Annotated in this window: 15 protein-coding genes; 6 read left to right on the forward strand and 9 right to left on the reverse strand. The window is 68.2% G+C overall.

Annotation, left to right across the window (positions count from 1 at the left end):
* Positions 1–5: 5 nt before the first annotated feature.
* Entirely contained in the window at positions 6–4,757 is a 4,752-nt protein-coding gene (locus ACZ4D5_RS16770) for an FtsK/SpoIIIE domain-containing protein (RefSeq protein ID WP_467773133.1), read from the reverse strand.
* 280 nt (positions 4,758–5,037) lie between these two features.
* Here ACZ4D5_RS16770 and ACZ4D5_RS16775 point away from each other — a divergent pair, with 280 nt between their 5' ends.
* The 5 genes from ACZ4D5_RS16775 to ACZ4D5_RS16795 all read left to right on the forward strand — a co-directional run bounded on the left by ACZ4D5_RS16775 (position 5,038) and on the right by ACZ4D5_RS16795 (position 8,473).
* Complete coding sequence (locus tag ACZ4D5_RS16775; protein ID WP_320590242.1) at positions 5,038–5,337, forward strand: WXG100 family type VII secretion target; 300 nt, start codon at positions 5,038–5,040, stop codon at positions 5,335–5,337.
* Between the two features lie 311 nt (positions 5,338–5,648).
* Positions 5,649–5,960 carry a hypothetical protein gene (locus tag ACZ4D5_RS16780; protein WP_467773134.1) on the forward strand — a complete coding sequence of 104 codons (312 nt, stop codon included), beginning with the start codon at positions 5,649–5,651 and terminating at the stop codon, positions 5,958–5,960.
* Positions 5,957–7,189, forward strand: a complete 1,233-nt coding sequence (locus ACZ4D5_RS16785) for a putative T7SS-secreted protein (RefSeq protein WP_467773135.1) — start codon at positions 5,957–5,959, stop codon at positions 7,187–7,189. The genes ACZ4D5_RS16780 and ACZ4D5_RS16785 overlap by 4 nt, the downstream gene beginning before the upstream one ends.
* A gap of 40 nt (positions 7,190–7,229) precedes the next feature.
* Positions 7,230–7,898: a hypothetical protein gene (locus ACZ4D5_RS16790; protein ID WP_467773136.1), complete on the forward strand. Its 669-nt coding sequence runs from the start codon at positions 7,230–7,232 to the stop codon at positions 7,896–7,898.
* Between the two features lie 8 nt (positions 7,899–7,906).
* Positions 7,907–8,473 carry a hypothetical protein gene (locus tag ACZ4D5_RS16795; protein WP_467773137.1) on the forward strand — a complete coding sequence of 189 codons (567 nt, stop codon included), beginning with the start codon at positions 7,907–7,909 and terminating at the stop codon, positions 8,471–8,473.
* A gap of 41 nt (positions 8,474–8,514) precedes the next feature.
* Here ACZ4D5_RS16795 and ACZ4D5_RS16800 read toward each other — a convergent pair whose 3' ends face one another.
* From ACZ4D5_RS16800 to ACZ4D5_RS16810, 3 genes are all read right to left on the reverse strand, one after another.
* Entirely contained in the window at positions 8,515–9,093 is a 579-nt protein-coding gene (locus ACZ4D5_RS16800) for a hypothetical protein (protein ID WP_467773138.1), read from the reverse strand.
* 788 nt (positions 9,094–9,881) lie between these two features.
* Positions 9,882–10,229, reverse strand: a complete 348-nt coding sequence (locus ACZ4D5_RS16805; RefSeq protein WP_467773139.1) for a hypothetical protein — start codon at positions 10,227–10,229, stop codon at positions 9,882–9,884.
* Positions 10,226–10,465: a hypothetical protein gene (locus ACZ4D5_RS16810; protein WP_467773140.1), complete on the reverse strand. Its 240-nt coding sequence runs from the start codon at positions 10,463–10,465 to the stop codon at positions 10,226–10,228. Before ACZ4D5_RS16810 ends, ACZ4D5_RS16805 begins: the two co-directional genes overlap by 4 nt.
* Before the next feature lie 164 nt (positions 10,466–10,629).
* Between ACZ4D5_RS16810 and ACZ4D5_RS16815 the strand changes: the two genes are divergently transcribed.
* Entirely contained in the window at positions 10,630–10,857 is a 228-nt protein-coding gene (locus ACZ4D5_RS16815; protein WP_467773141.1) for a GntR family transcriptional regulator, read from the forward strand.
* Between the two features lie 9 nt (positions 10,858–10,866).
* Here the strand turns inward: ACZ4D5_RS16815 and ACZ4D5_RS16820 are convergent, their stop codons facing one another.
* The 5 genes from ACZ4D5_RS16820 to ACZ4D5_RS16840 form a co-directional block, all read right to left on the reverse strand.
* On the reverse strand, positions 10,867–11,100 hold the full coding sequence (locus ACZ4D5_RS16820; RefSeq protein WP_467773142.1) for a hypothetical protein: 234 nt from the start codon (positions 11,098–11,100) through the stop codon (positions 10,867–10,869).
* 140 nt (positions 11,101–11,240) lie between these two features.
* The gene (locus tag ACZ4D5_RS16825) at positions 11,241–11,846 is read right to left on the reverse strand and encodes a hypothetical protein (protein WP_467773143.1); all 606 of its coding nucleotides are present in this window, start codon (positions 11,844–11,846) and stop codon (positions 11,241–11,243) included.
* Positions 11,843–12,433: a hypothetical protein gene (locus ACZ4D5_RS16830; protein WP_467773144.1), complete on the reverse strand. Its 591-nt coding sequence runs from the start codon at positions 12,431–12,433 to the stop codon at positions 11,843–11,845. Before ACZ4D5_RS16830 ends, ACZ4D5_RS16825 begins: the two co-directional genes overlap by 4 nt.
* Positions 12,427–13,089, reverse strand: coding sequence for a hypothetical protein (locus tag ACZ4D5_RS16835; protein WP_467773145.1), 663 nt, complete (start codon positions 13,087–13,089; stop codon positions 12,427–12,429). The genes ACZ4D5_RS16830 and ACZ4D5_RS16835 overlap by 7 nt, the downstream gene beginning before the upstream one ends.
* Positions 13,076–13,405: a hypothetical protein gene (locus ACZ4D5_RS16840; protein ID WP_467773146.1), complete on the reverse strand. Its 330-nt coding sequence runs from the start codon at positions 13,403–13,405 to the stop codon at positions 13,076–13,078. Before ACZ4D5_RS16840 ends, ACZ4D5_RS16835 begins: the two co-directional genes overlap by 14 nt.
* Positions 13,406–13,442 lie beyond the last annotated feature (37 nt).

A 13,442-nucleotide genomic window follows, 5' to 3' on the forward strand; every position in this document is an offset into this window, starting at 1 on the left:
CTGCCCTACAGCGGAGTCGTCACCGTCGCCAGTTCGCCGTTGCCGAGGTGCAGCATGCCCTTGCCCGGGGCGATCGGGCCGCCGACCAGGCTGCGCGAGATCCGCAGGCCGACGAGGTCCCCGCTGGAGCTCTCCTGCGGGGAGAGCAGGATGCCGCGGCGGCCCTTCTTCGCGTCGACCTGCCAGCCCGAGAAGCCGCTGCAGACGTCCTCCTCGTCACCGGCGAGGACCAGCGCGAGGCCCTTCTCGGTGCCGCGCTGGATGATCCGCTTGAAGTGGCTCGCCGCGTCGGCGTCCTCCAGCATCTCCGCGTCGTCGATGAGGACGACGACCGGGTCCTCGATCGACGCGTCCGCTTCGTCGAGAAGCTCCTCGAACTCGTCCTCGTCGATGTCGTCGCCGGTGAACACCTTCAACACGCCTTCGGTGCCTTCCAGTTGACGCAGCGGCGACTGGCGCGGCGCGGCGACCACCAGACGTACGCCCTGGGCGCGGAACGAACGCGCCATGTTCATCAGGACCGTCGAGCGGCCCGACTTGGCCGGGCCCGCGATGACGAACGCCGGCACGCCCTGGGCGAGGTCGGGACCCCAGCCCATGACCTCGTCGCCGCCGATGCCCACGAGCGCCCACAGCTTGGAGCGCGAGGCGTCCGGGTCGCGCAGCTCCCAGGCCTCGTCGAAGGAGATGCGGCTGGGCAGCGTGTCGACGCGGAACGGGCGGCGGTGGCGCGGCACTTCGGCGTCGCGGGCCGCGGCCTGCTCGCCGATCGCGGAGAGCGCGGCGGCCTGCCCCTGACCCGTGGCGTCCTCGGAGAGCAGCGCGAACTGCGTCTCGGTGCCGCTCTCGTTCTTGAACGCGCGGCCCGGCGCGATCTCCTCGGGCACCTTGCGGGCCGGGATGCCGAGCGTGGAGAAGTCGGAGCGGTCCGCGAGGCGCAGGCCGTACTTGTCCTCGGTGAGGGAGGAGATGCGGCCCACCAGGATCTGCCGGTCACCCGTCATCACCATGTGCAGGCCGACGCTCGCGCCCTCGCGCATGATCGTGGTGATCTCGTCGGTGAGCGAGCCGTGGTCGATCTCGCCGAGCGTGGGCAGCCAGCCCTCCCAGCGGTCGAGCAGCACGACGATGTGCGGCAGGCGCTCGTCCTCGGCGACGTCCGCCCGCTGCTCGCCGATGTCCGCGTACCCCTTGTCGGCCAACAGGTCCTGGCGGCGCGAGAGTTCGCCCTTGAGGCGGTTGATGAGGCGCACCACGCGCTCGGTCTGGTTGCGGCCGACGACGGCGCCGCAGTGCGGCAGCCGGGTCAGGGCGTTGAGCGCGCCGTTGCCGCAGTCGATGCCGTACAGGTGCACGTCGGCGCTGGAGTGCGTGCGGGCCAGGGAGCCCGCGATCGTACGCAGCACCTGCGAGCGGCCGGAGCGCGGGGCACCGCCGATCATGAGGTGGCCGAAGTGCGCGAAGTCCACGACGACCGGGCGGCGCGCCTGGTCGGCGGGCAGGTCCTCGATGCCGTACGCGGCGGGCGCGAGCGAGCCGGGGGCCGTGCGCGGCGCGGGGACCGGGATCTCGTCGAGCAGCAGGGTCTCGCCGAGCGCGGGCAGCCACGGGCTGTGCTGGGCGGGGATGCCGAGGGTCCTGTTGGCCTCGATGATCTCGTCGACCAGGACCTTCAGGTCGGTGATCTCCTCCTCCTCGCGGGCCTCTGCCTTCGGCTTCACCAGCGAGGCACGGCCGAGCGCCGACCAGTCGAGGGCGTCGACCCAGGGCGCGAGCACGGCCGGGTCGGCGGCGCCGGGACGGCGGCCACCGACCCGGCCCGACTGGAAGGGCACCAGCGAGGCGTGACCGAGACGTACGTACGCCCGTCCCGGGGTGTTCTTGGAGATGTGCCCGGCCTCGGGGGAGTCGATGACGTCGCTGGACTCGCCGCCGTCGGTGACGCGGAGCGCGATGCGGAGGTTGGTGTTGGCGCGGATCTCGGGAGACACGACACCGCTCGGCCGCTGCGTGGCGAGCAGCAGGTGGATGCCGAGCGAACGGCCACGCTGGGCGATGTTGACCAGACCCGTCACGAAGTCGGGCAGGTCGCGCACCATGGAGGCGAACTCGTCGATGACGATGAGGAGTCGGGGCACCGGCGCGTGCGAGGGATCGCGGCGCACCAGGTCCTGGTAGTCCTCGATGTCCTTGGCGTCGGCGTCGGCGAGGATGTGCTCGCGCCGCTTCAGCTCGGCGCCGAGCGATTCGAGGGCGCGCTCCACGAGGTGCGCGTCGAGGTCGGTGACCATGCCGACGGTGTGCGGCAGCTTCACACAGTCCTTGAAGGCGGAGCCACCCTTGTAGTCGACGAGGACGAAGGTCATGTTCTCGGGGGTGTTGGCCACCGCAAGGGCGGCCACGATCGTCTGCAGCAGCTCCGACTTGCCGGAACCGGTCGTACCCGCGATCAGGCCGTGCGGGCCGTCCTTGCGCATGTCGATGCCGAACGGGCCGTCGTACGACTCACCGATGACGGCCATCGTCGACTGCCCGCCCGCCTGCCAGCGGGCAGTGATCGCCCCGGCGGTCGGCGGCTCCAGCTGGAGCACGTCGAGGAGCCGGCTGGCGCCCGGCAGCGCCGAGTCCTCCGTCTCCCCGCTGATGTCGCGCAGCGGCGAGACGGAGCGCGCAAGGCGCAGGCACCAGGCGGGCGTCACGAAGTCGGGGCGCACGTCGGTGAGGCGCTCGGCGCCGGTCATCTCGACGCGGAGCCTCAACTCCCTGGGCGTGTTGGTCTGTTGCGGGTCGGGCGCGGTGGTGTGCCAGGCCTGGAAGGAGGGGAAGCCGCCGGGCGCCTGCTGGGGCGGCGCGGGCGCGTGCGGGGGGCGCTGATGGGCCGGGCCGTAGGCGTTCGGGTCCGGCTTCGGCTCGGCGACCACGAAGGCCTGGCACTCGCCGGGCAGGAAGCGCTCTTCGGAGTCGAGGCAGAGCGCGTACATGCCCACGGAGGGGCCCTCGCGCAGGATCCGCACCACACCCGGCAGGGACCGCAGCCGCCGCGACCCGTCCCACACCACGACGATGTCCGGGTCGCTGAAGTTCGCGCCCTGGCCCTTGTTCTCCTCCACGGCCTTCACGCGCGCGTCGAGGATCTGCGTCAGCTCACCGATGCGGGCGCCGACGGTCTCGGCGTCCGTGCCGATGAGTACGTTGACGTCCTGGCCGCCCGAGGGCCTGGCGTGCGGCAGCCACCGCACCCAGTCCCAGCTCTCCCGGGAGGTGTTCTCGGTCAGGACGTAGAACTGGACGTCCATCGGGCTGTGCAGCGTCGCGGTCTGCGCCACGGCCCAGCGGCCGAGCGCGGTGGCGGAGTCGCCGGGCCCCGCGATGCCGATGACGCCGAGCCCCTTCAGCGGCAGCGCGACGGGCGCGTCCTCGATCTTCCAGGTCACCTGGCGCCGGTGGTCGTCCTTCTCGGGGTCGTCGAGCACGACCTCGGAGGGCAGCTGCCCGGTGCCGAACCGCAGCAGCAGATGGTCGCCGTCGGTCCTGCGCCGCTCCCAGAGACGGGTACGGGGCCCGGTGCCGAGCGCGAGCACGGCGGCGGGATCAGGAACGGCGTTGCGCCGGTCGAGCCGCTCGGCGACGAGGGCGTCCTGCGCGTCCCTCTCGATCCGGGCCTTGGTCTCCTTGTACTCCTTGACCTGCTTCGCATGGGACTTGCGCCCGTGCTTCTTGTCCATGAAGTAGTTGCCGAAGAGCATGATGGGGCTCAGGCCCGCCATGATCAGGTAGTACCAGCGATTGAAGATCATCGCCGCGACGACGGCACCGACCAGCGGGAACAGCGCCATCAGCCACGGCAGCGGACGCGCCTCGAACTCCCGGGGCGGGCTGGGCAGCCGGAAGGTGGTCTGCCGCTCGGGCGGCCGCAGTCGAGGGGGCCGGTTGTAGTCGAGGCCGGCGCCGTCCTCGGACCACTTGAGCGCGGCGTTCGGCGGGGTGTACCGGACGAGTTCGAGGAGGGTGTTGCCGACGGCGATCTGGGCGCCGAGGGGCCAGTCGACGGTGTCGCGCGGCCCGGCGGCCCGCGCCTTGGCCCGGGCCTCCTTGCGCTCCTTCCACTCCTTGCGCTCCTGCTTCTCCCTCTTCTCCCGGGCCTTCCTGTCCTTCTTGGACTCTCCCTCGGGCGGGACGGCCGCGGGCGGTTCGTCCTCGTCCTTCTCCTCGCCGAAGGGGGTGCCGTCGAGGGTCACGCCCTCCTTGTCCTTTTCGTCCCCGTGCAGGGTGGCTTGGCAGGTGCCGTCGGTTGCAACTGACAACGTCAGGGCGCGGGCGGGTATCTCCGGATCGTCGACGCGGATGTACGAGGCGGGCCCGCTGCCGATGTCGTACCGCCCGATGCCGAGCCGGTGCACGGTGCCCGCGGCGGTCCCGCCGACGACGCGCAGCTCGACCAGGCCGGAGGGCTCGCCGGGCAGGCAGCCCGCGGGGTCGTTGAGGCTGACGACGGCGCCCTCGCGCAGGGGCGAGGTGACGACGGTGGCGGAGGGGGCGACGGCGTACCCGTCGACATAGACCATGGGCGCGTTCCCCGCGGGGGCCTGGTGATGCTGGTGGCCCTGGCCGATCGGGATGACCTGCGCGCCGCTGTGCCCGACCTGCCGGGCCAGTTCCACCGCGATGTCCTGCACGGTGGACTCGGGATCGGCGTCGAGAACCACGTCGGCGGTGCCCCCGCCGAACGGGTCGACGACGGTCAGAGTCAGGCGCACGATCGTCCTCCCCGGAGCTGAACAATGGGCCTGACGATATCCGCTCCCCCCTTCCCGCAGGCAACGGCCTGTGCGCAGGCTCATGGCGGAACCGCACGCGCCGCGGCCGGTGCCACTTCGCACTTGCTCATGGCAGAGCTGTGACTGAACCGGACTGTGATCCCATCCGCCCCACCCGTAAGCTGCTGGCGCAAGAGCGGAAGATCGCATCTTCTGCTCAAGGGTTGCCACGGGGGTTGGCCCTGCGGCGAGTTGATCAATTTGATTAGGAGTGAGCCTCATGGCCAAGGACCTTGATGTCACATATCAGGACATGCGAGACGCGGCCAAGCACGTGGTCAAGGAGAAGGACAAGCTCAACGAGAAGCTCGACGGCCTGAAGAAGTACATCAAGAACCTCGTCGAGACGGGCTTCGTCACCAAGAGCGCCTCGAAGGCGTTCGACGAGAACTTCGACGAGTTCGTCGAGGGCGCGAAGAAGACCCTCGAGGGCCTGGACGGCATGGGCGACTACCTGACCAACGCCGCCGACAAGTACGAGCAGATCGACGACGAGCTGGGTAAGGCTGCGCGGAAGTAGCCGGGCTCAGGGGCTGCGGGGCGCGCCCGGTGTCACGGCGCGTGGACCGGGCGCGCCCCTGCCCGCCGCTCGGTGCGCCTCGCCGGTCTCCGGCGGAGGGGTGCGGGGGCGGATGTGTCAACTACGCGGGGGAACAAGGGGCGTTGCCTGCACGTTGCCGCCCCGGACTCGACTGATCCCATGTGCGGCATGATGTCTTCCCCGCCGAATGATTGGCATGAACAGGGCAAAGAGAGCTGTTCCGGGCATGTCCAGTGGGCGTGGCCCGTACAGGTTCTCGGCCGGAATCAGTGGGAAGGGGAGCGGGCTTCATGGGGGACCACACCAAGGCAGATCTCGCCGCCATCAAGAAGTGTTCACGTGACTTGGGCAAGATCCACGACGAGTTCGAGCGCAACGGCAACCCCGCCGACGAGTACGGGGATGCCGTGGGGCACGGCGGCCTGAAGGACGCCTTTTCCGAATTCGGCGACACCTGGAAGAAGACCAGGAAGAAACTCATGAAGGAACTCGAGAAGCTGGCCGAGTTCACTTCTACCGCAGCGAAGACGTACGACGAGATCGACCATGAGCTGGCGAAGGCCATCCGGGACGCCAAGGCGAAGGGCAAGGGCAAGAAGTGAGCAGGACGGATTCCGACTGGCCGCCGCTGTGGCACGACGATCCGACGCCGGGCGACCCGGAGGAAGTGGCCGAACTCGGCCGCAAGTTGCGCAAGATGGCCGACATGATCGACGAGCAGTCCCGGGTCATCAAGGCGCTCTCGTCGGTGGAGGGCTGGGACAGCGAAGCCGGCAGAGGCTTCCATGAGATGGCGGGCGGCACCGCGGACAAGCTCAAGAAGTCGTACGAGCGTTACGACGAGGCCGCCAAGGCCATCGGGGAAAAAGTCCGCGAAGGGGAATCGGACGAGTTCGCCAGTGAGATGCGTCGGGCGCAGCGGAAGGCGGACAAGGCGCTCAGCGACTATCGCGACGCGGAGCATGACCACGACGTCGCGGATCGCGAGGTGAAGAAGTACGAGGAGAAGTACCCCACCCGCAACATCCCCGCGGCGGACAAGGAGGACTACGAGCGTTGGGTCAAAAAGCGTCGCGAAGCTCTTCTCCTCATCGGCGGCGCGAGAAAAGCGGTGAAGGACGCCAGGGACATCTATGACGATGCGGGCGACAAGGCCGCCCGTCACATCAAGAACGTCGTGCACCACGACGACGTCCGGGATCCGGGCGGTTTCATGAACCTCCTGGCGGATTGGGCGGACGCGCTGTCGAACATCTCCGCCGTCTTGTCTGTGCTCGCAGTGATCTGCGCCTTCGTCCCGCCGCTTCAGTTCTTGGTGCCGGCCTTCGCGGCCCTTGCCGTAGCGACCAGCGCCGCCGCACTCGCGGGTCATGCGTATGACATGACGGCGCGAGGCGGGAAACTCAACTGGATGAAGCTGGGCACCGATGCGCTGGGAGTACTGCCTGGGTTTGGCGCTTTGAAGGGGTTCACGGCTCTCAAAGGTCTCAAGGGCTTGTCGAGGCTCAGAGGCCTTGGCACCTTCAGCGGTCGCACCGCGTTCCGCGGAGTCGGGGAGAACTTCCTGAACGGCCTTGCCGTCAAGGGGGTCAACAGGATCCTCAGAAGAGAGGCAGACAATCTCATCGACGGCAAGAAGATAACGGCGGTTATAAAGGGGGCAGGCCTCGCCAGTGCATTGAACCGGATGAGCAGCGGAGAGAACGGCGGGACTACGGGATATCAGGAGCCGAAGCCGACCCGCCCCATGCCCACGCCCGCGCCCTCTCCCCAGCCTTCGCCCGCCCCCAATGCCTCGCCGAAGCCGTTCAACGCGGCCTTGGCGGCTTAGCAGCGCCCGGCGGCGTTGCGACCGAGAGTAGGTTCCACAGGTGACCACTGACATCAGTGAAGAGAGCCGACGCGGCCTCACGGGAGCCGACGGCGTAGAAGTTCGCTGGATCATGCCCGAAGGGTTTCTGGAGCTCCCTTTCGAGGCGGATGATCTGGATGAACTAGTCGACAAACTAATGGAGTTGGCCAGGAAGGCGCTGCCAGGTGGCAGTGAGGAAGTGCAGCGTGAATGGGCCGCGATGTGCGCGGCGCATTACGACGAGTTCGTCGAGGCAGGAGTTCAGTACGGCGGTTTCGTCACGACGGAGGTCGACGGCGCACGGTGCACAGCCACGGTGAACATCAGCCTCGTGGATCTGGATGAACGAGCCGGCGCCAAACCGGCGGGTTTCATCGCGTCTACGCTGCGGCACCTGGAGATCGGGCAGGTGGACGAGGTGAAGCTGCCCTGCGGCCCGGCGGTGACCTGTATCGGCACCCGGCAGGCCAGCGTGGACGGAAGCCTCACGGAGTCGGGAGAGGACGAGCCCATCTGGACGTCGTTCATCCAGGTCCAGATTCCGCTGAGCAACCAGACTGTGCTGCTGTTGGAGATGGGAACACCGACGGCTGAAGGGTGGGACACCTTCTCCGCCATGTTCGCTGGTGTCGTGAAGAGTGTCAGGTTCTTCGACGAGCGGGGATTGCCCCTGGTGATGCCGGGGTGAACGGATCAATGGAGGCGGCGTCCGCGCTGCGCGCCGCGGCACCTAAGGACTACCGCCTGCTGGTGCCCCGTGAGTGGTTTCGCGTCGACCTTACGCAAGACCGCTGGCGCGGACAGCTCAAGACCTTCGTGGACCGCCAGTCGCAGGGGCGTAACGTCTCCCCTGACCTCGCACGGAACGTATGGGCAACCCTGCGTAACACCGCTGAGGCGGGCCGGGCGCGGGGCGCCATGGAGTTCTTCCTCCTGACGACCTCGCGGAACGGCGGCATGCCCGCCTCACTGCTGGTGTCCTTGATGCCGCTGGGCGAGACACCCGCCGACCCGAGGAAGTACGCGACGTGGCTCGAGGCGCGAGAGCCCGAAGGCGACGCCGGGCGACAGGTGTCAGTGGTGGATCTCGCTGCGGGCACGGCCGTGCGTGTACAGGGCGCCACGAGTCTGGACATCCATATCCATATGCCGGGTGGGGCGGGCTACTTGGTGCTCTCCTTCTCGGCGCCCCTCACAGGGATGTCCGGCCCCATGGAGCAGCTGTGCGATGCCATGGCTGGTTCGCTGCGCTGGGTTCTGTAACAGTGCCTGACCATTCCTGACCGGAGCGGCCATGCAGCAACTCAGAACCTGTTCTTCTCCGGCAGGTCGAGGTCGGCGGCATCGGCATGGAAGTTCGCGGCGAAGGGGTACGGCCCGTAGTGCGGGTAGAAGGCTGGCACATCGCCGCCGTTCTCTGCAGCGATGTGCGCGATCTTCCGGTACGCGGCCGCCCTGGCCCGGACCTTCTGGCGGGGGCGGTTGCTCCACTGCCGGATCGCCGTCATGACAAAGAATGTAAGGATGAGAATGACGGCGAGTCCGGCCCCTGCATAAAAGAGAGACTGACTCCTGGAGGATTCCCAGTACCGGACGTAGGCGCCCCAATAGAGCAAGATGCCGAAGGGGATCAATGCAGCGGGAATTCCGGCCTTCAATCCGGAATTTCGCAGTTGTTCGTCATCGATATGGCGAAGGCGAAGCATCTTCAAGACCGCTTCGTCGTCGAAGAAGTCGAACTGCAGCCTTCGGCCCTCGGCTTCGGCGGCCTCCCGGGCAGCCGGCACCGCGGCGATGACGTCACCGGGGATCATCTTTCTGATGATTCCCGCATGCGCTCTGTACTCCCACGGACCGGGATCACGATCTTCTTCGTTCGACATGCGAGCCATGCTTCCTTTCTAGCGGTGGAGTCGGCGCTTCCCGCAGGCCGCCGGCGGGGGCGCCGTGGTTGCGTCCGGCGCGGCTGCAACCGGCCACCGACGCTATCGGGATGACCGCCGGTTTCACCAGAGCGAACCCACCGGCGGTGGGCCGTGGTCAGCGGTTGATCGACCGCACTTCCTCGGCTTGACGTCTGCGGTCGCGACGTTGCCGCTGCCGCCGGCGGTGAAGGCCGTCCGCCGTGATCTGTTCACCGGCACTTCGCCGCCTCCGTCTCGACGAACACCTTGGATGCCTGTCAAAGTCCCTTGCCTGTGGGGTGCTTGACCATCACGAGCTTGTAGTGGTCGAAGTCCTTGATGCTCTTCTCGGCCTTCAGGGCCTTCCCGGTCTTGATCTCTTTGCCGTGGAACGTGCTCGCGTCCGCACAGAACGCGACCTCGACCGAGTTGCCGTTCGGGGTGGAACGCGTGGTGGCCCGGTAGTGGCGCAGGGTGCCGTCCGCCGTCCAGCCGCCCTTAGTGGGGCGGCAGTCGCGGCTGACGCGACAGTGACGGGCAGGGTGCGGCGGTTCACGGTCGGCTCCCGGTGGGGCGAGGGTGTGTCCAACAGGCCGACGTTAACTGCGGGGTTGTTGATCCGCCAGGGTCGATAGCCGGGCAAGGCATCGCATTCCGGCGGACTGTCATCGTGTCGTGACGCGAAGGGCGCGGCAGGGGGAGGCCCCGGCGCCCTTGGGGCTGCCGGGGTTGCCGGGTTCGGCGTGGGTTCGCCAGTGCTACCGGCGCTATACGGGGCGGCACCTCGGGCAGGCGCACGTCGGGCATGCCGCGGTGCCCGCCGGTGGGTCGATGCTGCTGCCCGTCCAGGTGTTGGTCTCGCCCCGGTCCTCGATCGCCGTGCCTTCGGCGGTGACCCGGTAGACGCGGATCGTCATCCGGGAGGGGCGGGGGCGGGGCATGGTGTCGAGGAGGTCCAGCGCGTCGGTGGGCGGCGGGTAGAGCGTGGCGCAGGCCTGGCACGCGTAGACGTTGAAGCCGGGGCCCGTGGCCGCGTGGACTTCGTGGATCAGGACCGGGGCGTCGGTGGTCCGGCGGCAGCGGGCGCACATCCGCACCGGCATGCGCGGCGTCACCGGGCGGCCACCCGTACGCCGTGGATGCGGTCCGGGCCCACGTCGATGCCGAGGGTGGCCAGGTACAGGGCGCGGCGGCGGGCGCGTTGACGGTGCTGTTCGCGGATCTCGGTGAAGTGGGGCGGCGCAGCGGGGAGTTGGCGGGGCGGGGCGGTGGTGACTCGGTGGCGGCCGCGGGGGTGTGGGGTGCAGAGAGCGAGGGCCCACCTCAGGAGGTGGGCGATAGAGTCGACCATGTCGGCGCTCCTTTGAAGCGTTCGGTCATGCCCCGGGGCGGCCTTCATCCGTCGCCGGGGTCTCTTGCGGCCCAACCGTAGAGCTGCTTGTTATGACCTGTCTATACCTAGGCTATGACAGGAGCTTCTATGCCTGGCTTACTTCAGGTACGTACAGTTCGGCTGTGTTCGAATTCAACCCGACCAGACCCAAGTGGGAGCAGATCGCCGAGGAGATCCGCAGGCGGATCGCCAGCGGTCAGTACGCCGTGCACGAGCTGATCTCCGAAGTGCGGCTTGAGCAGGAGTTCGGCGTCTCTCGCGTCACCGTCCGCAAAGCCACCGCCGCCCTCCGCGAGGAAGGCCTCATCGTCACCACGCGCGGGATGGGCTCGTTCGTCGCCGACAAGTGATCTCGGCGGTCAGCGTGCGCGGCGCTCCCCGCGCTCCCTAACGCCCGGCCAGAACGCCGTCGCCAGCGCCGCGAGGAAGAGGGCGACGGAGATGCCCAGGGGGAGCGTGAGCTCGCGAGGGCGTTCCGAATGTCGTGGGTTCTTGGTGAACAGGAGCAGCAGGACGAGGATCGCCGCGGACACGACGCCGCGCTGCAGCCACACCAGGATCTCCTCGGCGGGGCTGCTCAGCCGGGCTGCCACCGCTGCGAGGAAGAGGGAGCCGAACCCGATGGCGAAGCACAGCCAGGCCGCGGCGATCTGGCCGCCGCCGAAGGGGCGGGCGACGCGGTCGACGGTGCGGTCGACCAGATGGTCGGGCCTGGTGGGTTCAGGCCCTCGTCTCAGGTGTCGCGATTCACGAAAAGGCTTCGGGCGAACACGTCGAACTCCCCGACGCCGGACGTGATCCGCTCGACCTCCTCGCCGACCGTCCGCACGATCACGTCGATGCCGAGGGGCTCGATGCGCCAGGCGTAGTTCACCGAGCAGCACATGGCCCCGGCCTTGGCCGCGTAGAAGTGGCGGATCGAGCGCTTGCCGCGGCCCAGGCGCTCGGTGTCGAAGTCGATGACCTCAGGAGGCCTGGCGGCACCCGGCTCGTTCTTCTGGACCAGTTCGTCCAGCGTCGCGTCGACGTCGCCCTCGCTCGGGCCCGCGTGCACGAGGAAGACGAGGAAGTCCTGGCGGGGATCAGGAACGTAGAGGAAGAGCTGGTGGACCGGAATGGTCCGCGGGATCGCCTCGGCGGTGGCCTCCAACTCATGGGCCAGTACCTTTACTTGCCTCGCGTCCACCGGCTCGTCGTCGACGAGAGCCCAGAGCAGTTCCGAGGTGCGGCGCGCCCACTTCTTGCGCCGTCGCGTGGCCAGGAGACCTTCGCCGAGGACGGGCATGCCGAGCCAGACGGTGGCGTCGCTGTCCGTGTCGAGGGAGAAGGCGACGGTCATGCGGACGCCGGGGACAGCCGGATCGTGCGGGCGAAGTCGTCGATGGCGTCGAAGGAGGCTTCGAGGAGGGCCGGATCGTCGTAGTGACCCTTGAGGACAAGGTCGATGTCGTTGGCCGGGTCGTTCCACGCGTACGTGACCGAGAGCATCAGGCCTCCGTCGGGGCCGGTCCAACTGCGCAGGCAGCGCATCCCCTCGCCGAAGTGGGGAGAGGTGAAGGACGACGTCTCCACTCGCTGGCCCGGAGCGGCCGAAGGGTCGGGGACGGCCAGCATGGTGAGGTGCTCGGGGCTGTGCGCTTCGTCGCAGGCGAACTGCTTGGTGAAGAGGACCAACGGCGCGGCCTGCGGCGGCATCGGGCCGAAGACGAACGCCTGCTCCGCCCCGATCCGGTCGCGCAGCATCGCGGCCGAGCCCTCCAGGAACTTCTTCATCTGCCGCTTCTCGCGCCAGGCGAGCTTGCGCCGGTGGACCAGGCCGGCCGCGTCGAGCTGCATGTCCAGCCACTGGGCGAACTCCGCCTTGCTGCCGGTGAGCGGCATGTGGAACCACACGGCCGGGTCGGAGTCGGTCTCGACGATCAACATGCGTAGCTCCAGCGGAAGGTGGTCATCACGGCGTCGAAGAGTTCGACCAGTGTCTCGGTGAACTCGGTGTCCATGTCGGGCGCGATCAGTGTGCTGAAGGAGAACGTCAGCCACTGCGCGGGATCGCTGTCAGGGATCGGCACGGTGTACTGCACCTGCCAGGACGGCACCTCGACTCCCTTGCCGGGGTCGGCGGGCAGCTTCTGCAGAGTACGTACGGCGGCCGTTCCGTCGAGCTCGCGTACCGACGCGCTCTCCGCATCGCGCGACAAGTCCCTGAGTACGGCCTCCGGCTCGATGCCCGTCCGCGGGGCCGCCAGCGGCTCAGAGGCGACGAACGATGCCGGGATGATCATTCCGTGCATGGGCTCGACAGGCAGGTAGAGCGTCAGGCCGTCGGACTTCCGGGCCTGCCGCACCGTCTCCTTCAGCTCTTTGGTGAGCTTCAGGCGGGCCTTGGGAATGTCGTCCTTCGGGAATCCCACAGGGAGTTGAGCCACGGACTTCCGGACGATCCGCTGGATCGCCTCCCTGGTTCCGAACTGGAGCGGGATGGTGTCCCAGCCGGGCGGCGGAACGAGATTGAACCCGTTGGGTACGCGGGCGGATTCGATGGAGTTCTCCGGCCGGGGCACCGGGTTCTCAGGGTGTTGCACTGCGATTCCGCATCTTCTCTGCGACCGAGGTCGCGCCGACCAGCACGGTGAACAGGGGGGCTCCGACGATTCCCGGCCAGAAGGAGCTGAAGAGACTGGGCAGCAGGAGCGCCCAGCCCATGGCGAGGTCACGGGTCAAGAGTGGGGGGCGCCTGCTGGGCACGGGGTTCTTGACCAGGATCCACACCAGGTTGAGGAGGCATCCCGTCAGCAGCGCCCAGTAGATCCAGAACAAGACGTCACGGCCGCCGTCCGGGAGCAGAAGTGCGATGCCGATCAGCGGGACAACGGACACCAGCGCGCCGATGATGGTCACGCGTACTCTGAAATTGGGCCCCGTGCCCAATTGCTCT

Source organism: Streptomyces sp. NPDC025651 (assembly GCF_055558735.1).

Coding starts and splice junctions, on each gene's coding strand:
- ACZ4D5_RS16830 (WP_467773144.1), bottom strand. CDS start 12,433: ATGTTGATCGTCGAGACCGACTCCGACCCGGCCGTGTGGTTCCACATG.
- ACZ4D5_RS16825 (WP_467773143.1), bottom strand. CDS start 11,846: ATGACCGTCGCCTTCTCCCTCGACACGGACAGCGACGCCACCGTCTGG.
- ACZ4D5_RS16780 (WP_467773134.1), top strand. CDS start 5,649: ATGGGGGACCACACCAAGGCAGATCTCGCCGCCATCAAGAAGTGTTCA.
- ACZ4D5_RS16775 (WP_320590242.1), top strand. CDS start 5,038: ATGGCCAAGGACCTTGATGTCACATATCAGGACATGCGAGACGCGGCC.
- ACZ4D5_RS16800 (WP_467773138.1), bottom strand. CDS start 9,093: ATGTCGAACGAAGAAGATCGTGATCCCGGTCCGTGGGAGTACAGAGCG.
- ACZ4D5_RS16810 (WP_467773140.1), bottom strand. CDS start 10,465: ATGGTCGACTCTATCGCCCACCTCCTGAGGTGGGCCCTCGCTCTCTGC.
- ACZ4D5_RS16795 (WP_467773137.1), top strand. CDS start 7,907: ATGGAGGCGGCGTCCGCGCTGCGCGCCGCGGCACCTAAGGACTACCGC.